The 15,693-nt window shown below is 67.9% G+C and carries 15 protein-coding genes; 11 read left to right on the top strand and 4 right to left on the bottom strand.

The features are described from left to right. Positions 1-12 precede the first annotated feature (12 nt). The 4 genes from aspS to BVH73_RS06420 all read right to left on the bottom strand — a co-directional run bounded on the left by aspS (position 13) and on the right by BVH73_RS06420 (position 3,718). Positions 13-1,812, bottom strand: a complete 1,800-nt coding sequence (gene aspS / locus BVH73_RS06435; protein ID WP_079417156.1) for an aspartate--tRNA ligase — start codon at positions 1,810-1,812, stop codon at positions 13-15. Positions 1,813-1,892: 80 nt separating this feature from the next. After that, positions 1,893-2,531 (bottom strand): DUF502 domain-containing protein, encoded by a 639-nt coding sequence (locus BVH73_RS06430; protein ID WP_079417154.1) that lies wholly within the window; start codon positions 2,529-2,531, stop codon positions 1,893-1,895. Positions 2,532-2,640: 109 nt separating this feature from the next. After that, positions 2,641-2,928 (bottom strand): FmdB family zinc ribbon protein, encoded by a 288-nt coding sequence (locus BVH73_RS06425; protein WP_079417152.1) that lies wholly within the window; start codon positions 2,926-2,928, stop codon positions 2,641-2,643. 217 nt (positions 2,929-3,145) lie between these two features. Continuing rightward, entirely contained in the window at positions 3,146-3,718 is a 573-nt protein-coding gene (locus BVH73_RS06420) for a type II secretion system protein N (RefSeq protein ID WP_245800445.1), read from the bottom strand. Between the two features lie 159 nt (positions 3,719-3,877). On the opposite strand from BVH73_RS06420, the gene gspG reads away from it, so the two are divergent. The 11 genes from gspG (at position 3,878) to gspF (ending at position 15,692) form a co-directional block, all read left to right on the top strand. After that, on the top strand, positions 3,878-4,324 hold the full coding sequence (gspG, locus tag BVH73_RS06415; RefSeq protein ID WP_154048435.1) for a type II secretion system major pseudopilin GspG: 447 nt from the start codon (positions 3,878-3,880) through the stop codon (positions 4,322-4,324). Further along, on the top strand, positions 4,299-4,934 hold the full coding sequence (locus tag BVH73_RS06410) for a pilus assembly FimT family protein (RefSeq protein WP_079417148.1): 636 nt from the start codon (positions 4,299-4,301) through the stop codon (positions 4,932-4,934). The genes gspG and BVH73_RS06410 overlap by 26 nt, the downstream gene beginning before the upstream one ends. Before the next feature lie 364 nt (positions 4,935-5,298). Continuing rightward, on the top strand, positions 5,299-5,661 hold the full coding sequence (gene gspI, locus BVH73_RS06405; RefSeq protein ID WP_245800444.1) for a type II secretion system minor pseudopilin GspI: 363 nt from the start codon (positions 5,299-5,301) through the stop codon (positions 5,659-5,661). Next, positions 5,662-6,426: a PulJ/GspJ family protein gene (locus BVH73_RS06400; protein ID WP_079417146.1), complete on the top strand. Its 765-nt coding sequence runs from the start codon at positions 5,662-5,664 to the stop codon at positions 6,424-6,426. It begins immediately after the preceding gene. Continuing rightward, on the top strand, positions 6,423-7,427 hold the full coding sequence (gspK, locus tag BVH73_RS06395; protein WP_079417144.1) for a type II secretion system minor pseudopilin GspK: 1,005 nt from the start codon (positions 6,423-6,425) through the stop codon (positions 7,425-7,427). The genes BVH73_RS06400 and gspK overlap by 4 nt, the downstream gene beginning before the upstream one ends. Positions 7,428-7,533: 106 nt before the next feature. After that, entirely contained in the window at positions 7,534-8,727 is a 1,194-nt protein-coding gene (gene gspL, locus BVH73_RS06390) for a type II secretion system protein GspL (protein WP_079417142.1), read from the top strand. Positions 8,728-8,848: 121 nt separating this feature from the next. Next, positions 8,849-9,406, top strand: coding sequence for a type II secretion system protein GspM (gspM, locus tag BVH73_RS06385; RefSeq protein WP_245800443.1), 558 nt, complete (start codon positions 8,849-8,851; stop codon positions 9,404-9,406). Continuing rightward, the gene (gene gspN / locus BVH73_RS06380; RefSeq protein ID WP_079417140.1) at positions 9,407-10,321 is read left to right on the top strand and encodes a type II secretion system protein N; all 915 of its coding nucleotides are present in this window, start codon (positions 9,407-9,409) and stop codon (positions 10,319-10,321) included. A 66-nt stretch (positions 10,322-10,387) separates the two neighbouring features. Further along, positions 10,388-13,009 carry a type II secretion system secretin GspD gene (gene gspD, locus BVH73_RS06375; protein ID WP_245800442.1) on the top strand — a complete coding sequence of 874 codons (2,622 nt, stop codon included), beginning with the start codon at positions 10,388-10,390 and terminating at the stop codon, positions 13,007-13,009. Positions 13,010-13,014: 5 nt separating this feature from the next. Continuing rightward, a complete protein-coding gene (gspE, locus tag BVH73_RS06370; RefSeq protein WP_079417136.1) occupies positions 13,015-14,439 on the top strand; it encodes a type II secretion system ATPase GspE in 1,425 nt (474 codons plus the stop codon). Between the two features lie 38 nt (positions 14,440-14,477). After that, a complete protein-coding gene (gspF, locus tag BVH73_RS06365) occupies positions 14,478-15,692 on the top strand; it encodes a type II secretion system inner membrane protein GspF (RefSeq protein WP_079417134.1) in 1,215 nt (404 codons plus the stop codon). Position 15,693: the final 1 nt, after the last annotated feature.

Genomic DNA, 15,693 nt, shown 5'->3' with positions numbered 1-15,693 from the left:
TGAGCCTCGGCGTCACATCCCCGGCTGCGGATTGCGCAGGCGGATGTGCAACTCCTTCAACTGCTTCTCATCGACCGGGCTGGGCGCGTTGGTCAGCAGGCACTGGGCGCGCTGGGTCTTGGGGAAGGCGATGACGTCGCGGATGCTCTGGGCGCCCGTCATCATGGTGACGATGCGGTCCAGGCCGAAGGCGATGCCGCCGTGCGGCGGGGCGCCGTACTGCAGGGCGTCGAGCAGGAAGCCGAATTTGGCGCGGGCCTCGTCGGGGGCGATCTTCAAGGCCGAGAACACCTTGCTCTGCACTTCGGCGCGGTGGATGCGCACCGAGCCGCCGCCGATCTCCCAGCCGTTGAGCACCATGTCGTAGGCCTTGGCGATGCACTTCTCGGGGGCGCTGTCCATCAGTTCTTCATGGCCGTCCTTCGGTGCGGTGAAGGGGTGGTGCACGGCGGCCCAGCGCTGGTTGTCCTCGTCGAACTCGAACATGGGGAAGTCGACGACCCAGAGCGGTTTCCAGACGTTCTCGAACAGGCCGTGGCTCTTGCCGAAATCACTGTGGCCGATCTTGACCCGCAGGGCGCCGATGGCGTCGGCCACGATCTTGGACTTGTCGGCGCCGAAGAACAGCAGGTCGCCGTTCTGCGCGCCGCTGCGCGCAAGGATGGCGGCTATCGCGGCGTCGTGCAGGTTCTTGACGATGGGCGACTGCAGACCGTCGCGGCCTTTGCTCACGTCGTTGACCTTGATCCAGGCCAGGCCCTTGGCGCCGTAAATCTTGACGAAGTCGGTGTAGGCGTCGATTTCGCTGCGGCTCATCTCGCCGCCGCCGGGCACGCGCAGCGCGACCACGCGGCCGCCGGGGGTGGTGGCCGGGCCGGAGAACACCTTGAAGTCCACGTCGCCCATCACGTCGGTGAGTTCGGTGAACTCCATCTTGACGCGCAGGTCCGGCTTGTCGGAGCCGAATCGGGCCATGGCCTCGCCATAGGGCATGACCGGGTAGGGGTTGGCCAGCTCCACGCCGAGCACGTCCTTGAACACGCCGCGGATCATGGTCTCGAACAGGTCGCGGATCTCCTGCTCATTCAGGAAGGAGGTCTCGCAGTCGATCTGGGTGAACTCGGGCTGGCGGTCGGCGCGCAGGTCTTCGTCGCGGAAGCACTTGGTGATCTGGTAATAACGGTCGAAACCCGAGACCATGAGCATCTGCTTGAACAACTGGGGCGACTGCGGCAGGGCGAAGAACTCGCCATCGTGCACACGGCTGGGAACCAGGTAATCGCGCGCGCCTTCGGGCGTGCTCTTGGTGAGCATGGGCGTTTCGATGTCGATGAAGCCCTGGGCGTCGAGGAAGCGGCGCACCGCCATCGCAACCCGGTAGCGCAGCTTGAGGTTGTGCTGCATCTGCGGACGGCGCAGGTCGAGCACGCGATGGGTCAGCCGCGTGGTCTCGGACAGGTTGTCGTCGTCGAGCTGGAACGGCGGCGTGACCGAGGCATTGAGCACGGTGATGTCATGGCACAGCACCTCGATCTTGCCCGAGGTCATGCCCTCGTTTTCGGTGCCAGCAGGCCGTGGCCGCACCAGGCCCTGCACCTGCACGCAGAACTCGTTGCGCAGACCTTCGGCCGCGGCGAACATGGCGGCGCGGTCGGGGTCGCACACGACCTGCACCAGGCCTTCGCGGTCGCGCAGGTCGATGAAGATGACTCCGCCGTGATCGCGGCGGCGATGCACCCAGCCGCACAACGACACGGTTTGCCCCATTTGGGCTTCGGTCACCTGACCGCAATATTGGCTACGCAGACTCATGTTGGAGAGGTACTTTCGGAAAACGGTCCTGCGGCTTCGGCGCGCAGGGGGCAGGAGAGGAAGGATGGGGACGTCGGCGCTCAGTGCACCTGCGGATTGCTGGGGCCGCCAGGCACGACCACGCCCATGGAAATGATGTATTTGAGCGCAGTGTCCACGCTCATCTGCAGCTCGATCACCTCGCTGCGCGGCAACATCAGAAAAAAGCCGGAAGTCGGGTTGGGGGTGGTCGGCACATAGACGCTGACATGATCGCCCTGCAGGTGCTCGGCCACTTCGCCGCCGGGCGTGCCCGTCATGAACGCGATCGTCCATGCGCCCTGGTGCGGGTACTGCACCAGCAGGGCTTTGCGGAAGGCGTTGCCGCTGCTCGAAAACAGTGTGTCCGACACCTGCTTGACGCTGCTGTAGATCGTCTTGACCAGCGGAATGCGGGCCATCAGCCCGTCCCAGCGGGCCAGCCACCACTGCCCGACCATATTGGCCACGGCCAGGCCGGTGAGAAAAATGGCCGCCAGCACCAACACCACACCCACGCCGGGAATGTTCACCAGCTTGTCCAGCGCCGGGGCCAGGCTGGGCGCCACCGTGCTCAGCGCGCTGACCATGGCCCGGAAGATGCCATCGAACACGGCCAGCAACTGCCACAGCACCCAGATGGTGATGGTCAGCGGCAGCCAGACCAGCATGCCCGCGATGAAAATGCTTTTCAGGCTCATGGAACGAAACAGCCTTCCGGAGTGCGGAAGGCTTGGAGGTCAGGGAAAGGGCAGGGCCGCTTCAGCGAGCCGAGCGCCCTGGCGGAGGGCCGTCCGGCCCTGCGAACCATCAATGGCAGGCGCACGAAGCTCCGCACGCGGCGGGCGCCGCACTGTCTGAAGAAGAGGAAGAGGCCGCGGCCGCAGCAGGAGCCGCCGTGGCGCTGGCGCCGCCGCCGCCCTTGAAGTCAGTGGCATACCAGCCCGAACCCTTGAGCTGGAATCCGGCGGCAGTGACCTGTTTGTGCAGCGCCGGTTTGCCGCAATGCGGGCAGTCGGTCAGCGGCGCGTCTGACATTTTTTGCAGCGCGTCCATGGTGTGGCCGCAGGCATCACATTTGTAGGCGTAGATCGGCATGATGGAAATCCCGTGAAATCGGAAGGCGCCGCAATGGGCAGGTTTCTCTGCCCAAGATGAGGCTCAAATGGCGCCAGACAATGGCCGCATTATAAAAAGCGCGCCCGCATGGGGTACAGCGGGTTGATTTGCGTCCTGTAAGGAGCTGTCGTTGTCAGAACCCAAGCCGCGCAGAAGCCCGCCTTGCGACGCATGGGGCAGCGTGTGCGGCAAGGCCTTACCGCTCGTTGTCCGTTGTGGCTGGCGTCACCTGGGCCGGCGCTATGCCCGGTGCCGCCAGGGGGGGCTGCGGGAACGGCTGGGGGCGCTGCGCGAAGCTTGGCGGATTGAAGCCCCTATTGGAGGAGAAGGCGTGCTGCGGATCCATCTTCAGCTCCTGGCGTGTGCCGTTGTAATCGAGCCAGACGATTTTGTAGCCGGTGGCGTGCAGCACGATGCCAGGTGCGACGGGGTCGCCCACGCGGACGGCGCGAGGCGGTTTGCCATCGACGCCGATCAGCGCCGAGCCGCTGTCACCTCCGGCAATCACGCCGTACAGACGAAACCTGCTCGGCGCGGACGGGGCGGCACTGGCCGCGCCCACCGGTTCGGCGCCGAACAGCCTTGCCGCCTGCCGCGCGGCCTGTTCGGGCGAGAGCGCGCCGATGAGCTGCGCACCGGCCGGAACCGTCTGCGGCGACGCCACCAGTCGCAACACCCAGGTGACGGCAAGCGCCGCGCAGGCGAACGCCAGCAGGACGCCGAGCATCAGGGCCACCTGCCGACTGCGGTGCGCAGAGGCACTGTTCATGGCGGGGAATGGGATCGAGGTTCGCAACATGAGGCCTTTATTATCCGCTCAGCGCGCGTTCCCGGGCGGCCCCATGGCGGCGGCATCCCCCGAGGGGATGAAAATGGCCGGACATGGCCCGGCGTGTCTCGAAAGGTGAAGTCGATGAAGGATGGTTTGATGGTTCTTGCCGCGCCCCCCGGGCACGCTGCCCTGCGCAAGGCCAGGGGGTTCACCTTGATCGAGCTCATGGTGGTCCTGGTCATCATGGGGGTGCTGGCCGCGCTCATCGTGCCCAACATCATGGGCCGCACCGACGAGGCGCGTCAGACCGCCGCCAAGACGGATATCGCCACCCTGATGCAGGCGCTCAAGCTGTACAAGCTCGACAACGGCATCTATCCCAGCCAGCAGCAGGGTTTGCAGGCGCTGGTGGTCAAGCCGACCACCCCCCCGATCCCGAACAACTGGAAGCCCTACCTCGAAAAACTCCCGACCGATCCTTGGGGCAACGCGTATGAGTACCTCAATCCGGGCGTGAAGGGCCCGGTGGACGTGTTCAGCTATGGCGCAGACGGCAAACCCGGCGGAGAGGGGGCCAATGCCGACATCGGAAGCTGGCAGTAAGTCCAGCAACGGCGTCTTCGGGCTGGCGCCGCCGCGTTGGCGACAAGCGCGGTGGGGGCCTTCCAGGGGATTCACTTTGCTGGAGATGCTGGTGGCGCTGATCATCGTCGGGATGGTCACCGCGCTGGCGGCGTTTGCCCTGCCACCCTCCGAGAATGCGCAGATGCAGCGCGAAGCGCAGCGACTCTCGGCCCTGTTCGACGCGGCCCGTCAACATGCGGCGGAGACCGGCGTGCCCCTGGCCTGGGCCAGCGGGCCGACGGGCTATGCCTTCGTGCAGATCGGGCCGCAGGGCTGGGAGCCGGTGGATTCCGATTTGCTGCGTCCGCGCCTGTGGCCATGGCTGGGCGGCGAGCATGACGTCGCGCCTCAGGATTGGCGCAGTGCGCTGGGCGGCCAGCCGCGCGAGGCGGCCTATTCCGCAGGAATGGTGACGGTGCATCTGCGCGAGGGCGGGGTGCGCAGTCTGGGTACGCCGCCGAGCTGGCTGCTGTTCGGCTCCGAGCCGGTGGGCGGCCCGATCGAGATCGTGCTGTCCGATGGCGCCGAGCGCGACCGCATTCAGTCCGACGGCTTCGCGCCCTTCGTCGTCAGCCGCAGCCGATCATGACGCGCGGGCCCCTTCGCGTTCCAGCGCGCTCATTGAGGGCGTCGGCCCCGTCGCCGGGCCGCCCGAAGACGGGTTTCTCCCCCTCCCAACCTCCCCCACGAGGTGGGGGAGGAGTGATCACGCCCTCCCCGCCTATGGGGAGGGCCGGGGTGGCGATGGCCCCCTCGGGGGGCAGCGCCGCTGCGCCAGCGGCAGGTGTGGGGGCAACGGCCCGGCCGCCGGGCCGCCCCAAGGCTGGGCCAGCCCCCTCGGGGGGCAGCGCCGCCGCGCCAGCGGCAAGTGTGGGGGCAACGGCCCGGCCGCCGGGCCGCCCCAAGGCTGGGCCAGCCCCCTCGGGGGCAGCGCCGCCGCGTCAGCGGCAAGCGTGGGGGCAACCTCCCGTGGGTTCACCCTGCTCGAAGTTCTGGTGGCGCTGGCGGTGGTGGCCATTGCGCTGCTCGCCGCCATGCGGGCGGCGGGCAGTGTGAGCGACAACGCGCAGCGTTACCGGCTTACGGTGCTGGCCGAGCAGTGCGCGCAGGATTTCCTGGTCGATCAGCGCCTGAGCAAGACGTTTCTCTCGGTGGGCCAGAGCACGCAATCCTGCACCCAGGCGAATGTGCCGTTCACCGTGGCGGTCGATGTCATGCCCACGCCCAATCCGAACTTCAGGCGGGTTCAGGTCAACGTGCTCGATGCCAGCGGCTGGAGCGCCTGGCAGGTGGTCACCATCATCGGAAATCTGTAGATGCGCTCGCCGTCCGACTCTGCCCACGCCGCGCGGCGCCGCCGTGCCGGGTTCACGCTGATCGAACTCTTGGTGGCCGTCACCATTCTCGCCGTCGTGGCGGCGCTGGGCTGGCGCGGACTCGATGCGGTGGCGCGCAGCCGTGACGAGGCCAGCAGCGCCTTCACCGCAAGTTCGCGTCTGGCCGACGGTCTGCAGCAGCTCGGCGACGACCTGCGCCATGCCGTGGCGCAAGGCGCAGGGTTGCCCGCGGTGAGCGTGATCGGCGGCAATCTGTTCATCGTGCGGCGTCCCGCTCAGCCTCTAGGGGGCGATCTGCGCGCCGATATGGGCGCGCAGATCGGGCTGCCGCCCCAGGCCGGTGATCTGCAGGTGGTGCGTTGGACGGTGCAGGGCGGGGCGCTCAAACGCAGCGCCAGCACGCCCACCGACAACCGGGCTGTGCTGCAGTCGGCGCTGCAGAACCCTGCCGCGCCGCTGCTGACCATCCTGCCCGGGGTGGCGGACATGCAGATCCAGTTCTACCGCTATGCCGGCATTGGCCTGCTGCAGCAGTCTGGCGCCTGGGTCAACCCGGGCACGGCCGCCAACGCCAACGCCACGGGCAACACCCCGATCGCCCCGGCCAGCGCGGCCGCGACCACCATCATCACCCTGGCCTCCAACACCGTCACCCCGGCCGCGGTGCGGCTGCGGCTGCAGTTGAGCGAACCGCCGCTCACCGGCGAACTGCAGCGCGACTTTCTGCTGGACGACCACGAATGAACGCGCCGCCCGCTCGCCGGCAATCGGTGGCGCTGCGCAACGGGCGTCAGCGGGGCGCGGCCCTCATCACCGCCATGCTGATCGCCGCCCTGGCCGCCGTGATGGTCTCGGGGATGTTCTGGGGCCAGTGGAGCGCCATTGCGCGCGAACAGACAGCGCGTGAACAAACCCAGGCGCGGTGGATTTTGCGTGGCTCGATCGACTGGGCACGGCTGATTCTGCGCGAGGACGCCAACACCTCCACGGCCGACTACCTCGGCGAACCCTGGTCGGTTCCGCTGGCCGAAGCGCGGCTGTCGACGTTTCTGGCCGCGCGCGGCCAGGACAGCGCCGGCCTGCCCGACGCCTGGCTCGAAGGGCGCATCGAAGACGCGCAAAGCCGCTTCAATCTGCGCGACCTCGCGCCGGCGGGAACCGTCGATCCGCAGGCCCTGCTGGCCTTCCAGCGCCTGTGCGCCGCGCTGCAACTGCCGGCTGGCGTAGCGGCGGACATCGCCAACGGGGTCGCGGCCAGCAACCCCGTCGGGGCGGCAAGTCAGAGCAATGTTGCAAATTCGCCACTTCCCTTGCAGCAACTGCAGGATCTGGCCCGTCTGGGCACCACCGTGGCCGAGGCCCTGCCCAGGCTCGCCCCCGTGGTCACCCTGCTGCCGCAGGCCACCCCGGTCAATGCCAACACGGCCAGCCCCATGGTTCTGGCCGCCGTGCTCGGGGTGGATGCCGACGCCGCGCAGGCGCTCGTCGAGGCCCGCAAGCGCGCCTACTTCCGCAATCTGGCCGACATCACCTCGGCGCTGCCGCAGGGCACGACCGTCAATCCACAACTGGTCAGCGTGGCGACCGGTTACTTTGAAGCCATCGCCCGGGTACGCATCGACAAGCTGGAATATGCCGAGCGCGCGCTGATTCAGCGCGCCGGCGTGTTCTCGCAGGTGGTGCGCATCCAGCGTGTGCCCCCCTGGTTGGCGGCTGCACCGGACAGTGGACAGAGCGCAAACTGACGAGCCCGATGGCCTCCCAGGACGAACCCGTTTCAAGAATGTGTTGCAACTTGGTGTTTTTCCAGTACCTTCACTGCAACAAAGCCTCTCTACAATCGCCGCCACCATGCAAACCCTGGTCCTTCGACTGCCGCCTCTGGCTTCCGCGCACCCGTTGCCGGAGCTGGAGTACGTGCTGCTGAGCGCCAACGGCAAGCTGCAATCCGTCGGCCGCGAACAGGTTGCCTTGCTGCCGCGCGGGGCGCGGGTGATCGCCGTGGTCGACGTGCTTGACGCCTCGGTCATGGCGGTCACCCTTCCGGCCATGCCCCCAACCCGCTTGCAGGCCGCCCTGAGCGGCGCCCTCGAAGACCGGTTGCTGCAGGACGCCGGACAGCTCCATTTGGCCGTCGGCCCGCTCAGCGAGGACGGTGCCGTGTCGCTCGCATGCGCGGTGCAGAAGACCGCCATGCAGCAGGTGATTGCCGATCTGACGCAGGCCGGGCAGGAGCCCGAGCAGATCGTCCCCGAAGCGGCTCTGCTGGCCCCGGGTGACGCTCTGCTGCAGACCTCCGAGCAGGGGCCGCGACTGCTGTGGCGCGATCTGCAGGGCGAAGCCGCCTGGCTGCCCCTCATTCTGGCGGCCGATGCCGCCGCGCCCCAGGCCTTGCCTCTGCCCGTCACGCCCGAGCATCTCTGGGTTCAGGACCAGGCCCAGCCGCAACTGGGCTGGCTCGACCTGCCGCCCGAACTCACCCCGGCCACCCTCAACGACGCAGGCTGGATGGCGCGTGCCGCACAGTCGCCGTGGAACCTGCGGCAGTTCGACCTCGCGCCCAAGCATGCGCTGTCGCGCGGCTGGGCGGGGGTGAGGGAGCAACTCGCCACGCCGGCCTGGCGGCGCGCCGGCGCCCTGGCGGGACTGCTGGCCGCGTTGCAATTGGTGGGCATGAACGCGGCGGCATTCAAACTCTCGCGGCAGGAGCAAGCCTTGCGGCAAAAACTCGATGTCACGGCTGCCGAAGCGCTGCCCGGCGTGCCCGCCATCCTCGATGCGAAGCTGCAAGTGCAGCGTGCGCTCAACGACGCGCGCCTGCGCACCGGCCGCCCGGGAGACGGCGACCTCGACGTGCTCATGGGCCGCGCCACCGCCGTCGTGCCGCCGGGGGTCGTTCCCACGGCCTTGACATTCAGCCCGGGCCAGTTGCAGCTCAGCCTGCCGGGCGACGCGGCCGCCCAGGCGGCGGCCCGCTGCGCGCCCGCCGGGCTGTCCTGCGTGGCGCAGGGCGATGTGTTGAGCGTGACGGGGGCGGCGCCATGAGCGCGCCGGGCCGTTCCCAAGCGCTCATCCCGCAGCGCGCAGCGCGGAGGGTCGTTCAGCGGGGCGCGCCGGGCCGCTCCCAAGCGCTCATCCCGCAGCGCGCAGCGCGGAGGGTCGTCCAGTGAGTGCGCCGGACAGTCGCGTGGCTTCGCTGTCGGCGCTCTGGTACCGCGGTCTGCCGCAGGCCGTCACCTACGGCCGTCAGCGCTGGGCGCAGATGTCGGGGCGTGAGCGGGTGCTGATCGGATCGGCCACGGTGGTGGTCGTGGCAGCGCTGCTGTGGTTGCTGGCCGTCCGTCCCGCCTGGCGCACGCTGCAGACGGCACCGCAACGCATCGTCAGCCTGCAACAGCAATTGCAGACGCTGCAGCAAGAAGGGCAGAGCATCGCCGCCCTGCGCAATGCGCCGTCGGTGCCCGCGTTCAACGGCGATCTGCAGGCAGCCATTGCGGCGTGGTTCAAGCGCGTCGATCCGGGCGCCACGGTTCAGGCCCAGGTGCTGCCGGGTGAGGTGACGCTGCAGCTCACGTCGCTGCGTCCGGCCACGCTGGCGGCGCTGGCGCAGACGGCGCGGCGCGACTGGTCGGCGCAGATCGACGCCGCCGACCTCAAGCGCGGCGCGGGCGGCACGCTGGGCGGGACGGTGCATCTGTCGCGGCAAGGATCGGGTGGCGGATGAATGGCAGGCGCAATCACCTCCTCCTCGGCTCGCGAAGGGTCGTCCGCCGGCAAACGTCGCTCCGGCGCATCGGCTCGTGGCCGGTCGTCGTCGCGCAAGCCGGTCAAGCGGCGGCGTCCGTTCAATCGACGCTGGCTATGGCTGGCCGCTTTTCTGGGCGTGCTGTGGGGGCTGCTGTGGCAGGCTCCGGCGAGCTGGCTGAGTGCGGCGGTCTGGCGGGCCAGCGGCCAGCGCGTGCTGCTGGCGCAGGCGCAGGGCACCTGGCACAACGGTTCGGCGCTGCTGGTGCTCGAGGGAGGCGCGGGCAGCCGCGGCGCGACCGTGCTGCCCGGCATGCTGCACTGGACCGTGCGTCTGGGCTCGCTCTGGCGCGGCGCCTTGCAGGCACAGATCGACTGGCCCACGGTTTCGCCGCAAGCGCTGCAGGTGGACGCCCGATTCGGCCTCTCGCAGAGCACCTTGGCCTTGCGCCCCGCAGGCGGTGGGCCGGACGAGGCGTGGCAGGGCGCGCTGCCGCTTTCGGTGCTCGAGGGCCTGGGCACGCCCTGGAACACCGTTGCGCTGCAGGGACAGGCGCAATTTACCTTGCGGGGCCTGCACCTAGAATCGGTGGCAGGGCGGATGCGGCTCGGCGGACAGGTGCAGATCGATCTGCCGGATGTGGCCTCCCGATTGAGCGTGGTGGCGCCCATCGGCAGCTACACCCTCAACATCGTCGGCCAGGGGGCCGACGCGCAAGTGGCGTTGCGCAGCGACAAAGGGCCTTTGCTGTTGGAGGGCAAGGGGGTCTGGAACGGCCAGGCGCTGCAGTTTCTCGGTACCGGCCGGGCGACGCCGGGCAACGAGGCGGCGATGGCCAATCTGCTCTCGCTGCTCGGACGGCGCGACGGCGACCATGTCCAGATTGCGCTCTGAGGGCGTCTGCGTCCCGACAGCCGTAGAAGATCACAAGAATCAAGGAACGCTGCGATGCATCCACACGTGAAACACAGAACCCAAGACAGCCGCTGGAGCCGCCGTCTGCTGGTGCTGCTGCTCGTTCCGCTTTTGATGCTGCAGCCGGTGATGGCCCAGGCACCGCCGCCCTCGGGCACGGCAGGCGATGCCACGCGCAGCGCCAACGGCGATCTCACCATCAATCTGGTGAACGCCGACATCGCCAGCGCGGTGCAGGCCGTGGCTGCGGCGACGGGGCGCAATTTCATCGTCGACCCGCGGGTGAAGGGTCAGGTCACCCTGCAATTCGAAAAGCCGGTGCCGCCGCAGAAGGTCTTCCAGGCGCTGCTCACGCAGCTGCGCCTGGCGGGCTTCGCCGTGGTGGAACATGACGGCGTGTTCCAGGTCGTGCCCGAGGCGGACGCCAAGCTGCAAAGCGGCCCCGTGGGCGTCGGACTGGCGCCGTCCCACATTCCGGGGCGCGGCGATCAGGTGGTGACGCAGATTTTCCAGCTGCGCAATGCCTCGGCCAACAGTCTGCTGCCGGTGCTGCGGCCGCTGATTTCGCCCAACAACACCATCAACGTCAGCCCTTCGGGCAACGCGCTGGTGGTGACCGACTACGCCGACAACCTCAAGCGCATTGCGCGCATCATCGCCGCGCTCGACGTGCCTACCGGCACCGAGGTCACCGTGGTGCCGCTGACCTATGCCGTGGCCAGCGATCTGGCGCCCACGCTGCAAAAGCTCATCGACATGCAGACCGTCAACGCCGCCACACCGGGTGCGGCCGGGGCCCAGGCCGCAGTCGCCAGCAGCAGTGGGGCGATGCGCGCGGTCATCCTGCCGGAGAACGCGAGCAATTCCTTGATCGTGCGGGCCACCAACGGCGCGCAACTCGCGCAGATCGAACAGATGATCCGCCGTCTCGATCGTCCGCAGAACGATCAGGACAACATCCACGTGGTGTACCTGCGCAATGCCAACGCCGCCGACCTGGCGCGCACCCTGCGCGGCGTGCTGGCGGCGCAAGGTTCGGGCAGTGCAGCGGAAGGGCGGTCGCAGAGCAAGAGCCTCGGCGATTCGCAGAGTCTGAGCAACGGCAACAATCCCTCCGCCTCGTCCACCTCCGGCTCGTCCAGCACCACCAGCCCGGGGCTGGGCCAGACGCCGGATTTCACGTCCACGGCCAGTGACGCCACGGTGAATCTGCCGCAGGGCGGCACGGTGTATGCCGACAACGCCCTCAACGCCTTGATCATCAACGCCCCGCAGCCGGTCTATATGCAGTTGCGGCGGGTGATCGAGCGGCTCGACGTGCGCCGGGCGCAGGTCTATGTGGAGGCGCTGATTGCCGAGGTCGATGCCAACAAGGCGGCACAACTGGGCATTCAGTGGCAGTCGATCGCCGCCAGCAGCGGCAACAACAACGCCATCGTCGGCGGCACCAACTTCGGCACGGGCGGCAGCAACATCATCAATCTGCAGGCCGGCCTGTCCAGCGGCGGAAGCACCGCCGCGTCCGCCATCACCAGCGGCACGCTGACCGTCCCCACCGGTCTGAACATTGGTGTGCTGCACAACTTCGCCGGGGTGGTCACGCTCGGCCTGCTGGCCAACTTTCTGCAGACGCACGACGGCGCCAACATTCTCTCCGCCCCCAATCTGATGACCCTGGACAACGAAGAGGCCAAGATCGTCGTCGGCCAGAACGTGCCCTTCATCACCGGGCAGTACGCGCAGACCGGTTCCACCGCCACGGTCACGCCGTTCCAGACCATCGAGCGCAAGGACGTGGGCCTGACCTTGAAGGTGCGGCCGCAAATCACCGCGGGCGGCGCGATCAAGATGGATGTCTATCAGGAAGTGTCGAGCATTTCCAGCCAGTCCAACAGTGCGGGCATCATCACCAACAAGCGCTCCATCCAGACCGCCGTACTGGTCAACGACGGCCAGACCATCGTGCTCGGCGGGCTGATGCAGGACAACGTGAGCGAGAACAACAGCAAGATTCCGGGCCTGGGTGACATCCCCGGCATTGGCGCGCTGTTCCGCTCGAATTCGCGTACCGCGACCAAGACCGATCTGATGGTGTTCCTGCGGCCCATCGTGGTGCGCACCGAGAACCAGGGCAACATCCTGAGCCAGCAGCGCTATGACACCATGCGTGGTCTGCAGGGCAATGCGCAATTGCCCGCGCAACTGGGCATGCCCGACATGCCAGGCCCGGTGATGCCCTCGCTCCGAGACGATGGCGGCGGGGCGCCCGCAGGCGCGTCGGCACCAGGCAGCGCTTCGACACAGTCGTCGGCTTCGACCAAGGCCATGAGCCGCGGCGGCCCGACCGCTGCCAATGCCCTGCAAAGCCTGCAGGCCCAGGCTCAAGCCGGTGCAACCGAGGTCGAGATCGGCTTCTCCCAGCCTCTGGCCGCGCCGCCGACGGCGTTCACCCTGAGCGACCCCATCCGGCTGATCCTCGATTTCCAGGGGGCGCAGTCCCAGCTCAGCAGCAAGACCCAGTCGTTTGATCTCGGGCCCTTGCAGTCCGCCAGTGTGATGGACGGTCAGGGCAAGACCCGGGTGATCCTGAACCTGAGCCAGACCACGCGCTACGTCACCGAGGTGCGGGGTACACATCTGCGCGTCACCCTTACGCCGCAGCACTGAGTCCCATGTCCGCGCGTCATCCCCTGCCCTATACCTTCTGCCGCGACCAGGCGGTGCTGGCCGAAGACGATGGCCAGGGCGTCGAGCTGTGGATGTGCGAGGACACCCGGCCCGCCGCGCTGGCCGAGGTCCAGCGCCAGCATGTGCTGCGCGCGGTGCACCGCACCAGCGCCGAAGACCTGCAGGCCCGCATTGGCGCCGCCTACGCCGCCCGCGATGGCAGCGCGGCCGCGGTCATCAGCGAGGTCGAGGGCGACGTCGATCTCGGCCGGCTCATGCAGGACATCCCGGCCGTGGAGGATCTGCTCGAAGCCGCGGACGACGCCCCCATCATCCGCATGCTCAACGTCCTGTTCACCCAGGCGGCGCGCGAGGGGGCATCCGATATCCACATCGAGCCTTACGAAACCTCGTCGGTTGTGCGGTTTCGGGTGGATGGCACGCTGCGCGAAGTGGTCCGGCCCAACAAGGCCTTGCATGGCGCGCTGATTTCGCGCATCAAGATTCTTTCCCAGCTTGACATCGCCGAGAAGCGCCTGCCCCAGGACGGCCGCATCGCCCTGCGCATCGGTGGCCGCACCCTCGATGTGCGCGTGTCCACCCTGCCTTGCGCGCATGGCGAACGCGCCGTGCTGCGCCTGCTCGACAAATCGGCCGCGCGGCTGAATCTGCGCGCCGTGGGCATGGCGCCCGACATGCTCGATCATTTCGATGCGCTCATTCGTGCGCCGCACGGCATCCTTCTGGTCACCGGACCGACCGGCAGCGGCAAGACCACCACGCTCTACTCCGCGCTGAGCCGGCTCGATGCCAGCACCACCAGCATCATGACGGTGGAAGATCCGATCGAGTACGACCTGCCCGGCATCGGCCAGACGCAAGTCAACGCCCGCATCGATCTCAGCTTTGCCCGCGCCCTGCGCGCCATCCTGCGGCAAGATCCCGACGTGGTCATGATCGGCGAGATCCGCGACTTCGAAACCGCGCAGATCGCCATCCAGGCCTCGCTCACCGGTCACCTGGTGCTCGCCACCCTGCATACCAACGACTCCGTTTCCGCCGTCACGCGCCTGACCGACATGGGCGTCGAACCCTTTCTGTTGGCCTCGTCGCTGCTGGGCACGCTGGCGCAGCGTCTGGTGCGTCAGCTGTGCCCCGCCTGCAAGGGGCCCGCACCGGATGGGCAGGGCTTCGCGCCCGTGGGGTGTCCGGTCTGCAACCACACCGGCTACACCGGCCGCACCGGCGTGTTCGAGCTGTTCGAGGTTGACGACCGCTTGCGCGCGGCCGTTCACGCTCGTGCCTCCGAGGCCGAATTGAGGCGGCTTGCACAGGCGGGCGGGATGCGCAATATGCGTCAGGACGGGCAGCGCTACATTGACAGCGGCATCACCAGCCTGACCGAGTTGCTGCGCGTCACGCGCGACTGAGCGACTGAGTTTCCCGACGATGGGGTTTCCGCACCACCATGCCCGCCTACCGCTTCACCGCCCTTGACGCCACTGGCGCCGAGCAATCCGGCGTACTCGAATCCGACAGTGCGCGTGGCGCGCGCACCCTGTTGCGCAGCCGCGGCCTCATCCCGCTGCAGGTCGATGGCATTTTTGAGGAGGCCGCCCAGGCCGGTGTGCGCCGGTTCGCCCGCAAGGTCTTCAACAATCAGGAGCGCACCCTGTTCACCCGCCAGCTTGCCGGCTTGCTCGTTTCGGGCCTGCCGGTGGAGAAGGCCTTGTCCGCGTTGGCGGAAGATGCCGATCGCGCCGAGGTCGGCAACCTGCTGTCCAACCTGAAGAGCGAAGTGTCGGCGGGGCACAGTCTGGGCGCGGCGCTGGCGCAGTATCCGCGCGAATTCACGCCGATCTACCGGGCGCTGGTGAGTGCCGGAGAAGACAGTGGCGACCTGGGCTTGGTGATGGAGCGCCTGGCCGACTATCTCGAAGACCGGCAGGCCTTGCGAGGCAAGATGGTGCAGGCCTTTGCCTATCCGGCCATCGTGGTGCTGGTGGCCGTCACGGTGGTGGTGCTGCTGCTCACCTATGTCGTGCCACAGGTCGTCGGCGTGTTTCAGGGAGCGCACCAGAAGCTGCCTTTGCTGACCGTCGGCCTGATCGCGGTGTCCGATTTCATGCGGGCCTGGGGGTGGCTGATCCTGATCGTGCTGGTCATCGGCGGGATCGTTTTCGCGCAGGCCATGAAACTGCCCGGCCCGCGCCTGGCGTTCGACGGCCTGATGCTGCGCAGCCCTCTGTTCGGGCGTCTGGTGCGAGGCCTGAATACGGCCCGCTTCGCCAGCACCCTGGGCATTCTCGGTGCTGCGGGCGTGCCTATCCTACGTGCGTTGCAGGCCGCTGCCGACACGCTGAGCAACAGCCTGCTCAAGGCCGACGCCGAAGAGGCCATCGCCCTGGTGCGCGAGGGCGCCTCGCTGGCGCAGTCGCTGGCGCTGCACAAGCGTTTCCCGCCCGTGCTCATCACCTTCATCCGTTTGGGCGAGCAAACCGGCACGCTGCCGCAGATGCTTGACCGCGCCGCCGTGCAGCACGCCCAGGAAGTGCAGCGGCGCGCCATGACCCTGACCACCATTCTTGAGCCGCTGCTCATCCTGGTGATGGGCGGTATGGTGCTGCTCATCGTGCTGGCGGTGATGATGCCCATCATCCAGATGAACAATCTCGTGAAATAAA

Origin of the sequence: Thiomonas intermedia, assembly GCF_002028405.1 — a bacterium.
Lineage (GTDB): Bacteria > Pseudomonadota > Gammaproteobacteria > Burkholderiales > Burkholderiaceae_C > Thiomonas > Thiomonas intermedia.
Note: the sequence above shows the minus strand (reverse complement) of the source record. Positions and strands in the feature narration are given on the sequence as shown.

Coding starts and splice junctions, on each gene's coding strand:
- aspS (WP_079417156.1), bottom strand. CDS start 1,812: ATGAGTCTGCGTAGCCAATATTGCGGTCAGGTGACCGAAGCCCAAATG.
- BVH73_RS06430 (WP_079417154.1), bottom strand. CDS start 2,531: ATGAGCCTGAAAAGCATTTTCATCGCGGGCATGCTGGTCTGGCTGCCG.
- BVH73_RS06425 (WP_079417152.1), bottom strand. CDS start 2,928: ATGCCGATCTACGCCTACAAATGTGATGCCTGCGGCCACACCATGGAC.
- BVH73_RS06420 (WP_245800445.1), bottom strand. CDS start 3,718: ATGAACAGTGCCTCTGCGCACCGCAGTCGGCAGGTGGCCCTGATGCTC.
- gspG (WP_154048435.1), top strand. CDS start 3,878: ATGGTTCTTGCCGCGCCCCCCGGGCACGCTGCCCTGCGCAAGGCCAGG.
- BVH73_RS06410 (WP_079417148.1), top strand. CDS start 4,299: ATGCCGACATCGGAAGCTGGCAGTAAGTCCAGCAACGGCGTCTTCGGG.
- BVH73_RS06400 (WP_079417146.1), top strand. CDS start 5,662: ATGCGCTCGCCGTCCGACTCTGCCCACGCCGCGCGGCGCCGCCGTGCC.
- gspK (WP_079417144.1), top strand. CDS start 6,423: ATGAACGCGCCGCCCGCTCGCCGGCAATCGGTGGCGCTGCGCAACGGG.
- gspL (WP_079417142.1), top strand. CDS start 7,534: ATGCAAACCCTGGTCCTTCGACTGCCGCCTCTGGCTTCCGCGCACCCG.
- gspN (WP_079417140.1), top strand. CDS start 9,407: ATGGCAGGCGCAATCACCTCCTCCTCGGCTCGCGAAGGGTCGTCCGCC.
- gspE (WP_079417136.1), top strand. CDS start 13,015: ATGTCCGCGCGTCATCCCCTGCCCTATACCTTCTGCCGCGACCAGGCG.
- gspF (WP_079417134.1), top strand. CDS start 14,478: ATGCCCGCCTACCGCTTCACCGCCCTTGACGCCACTGGCGCCGAGCAA.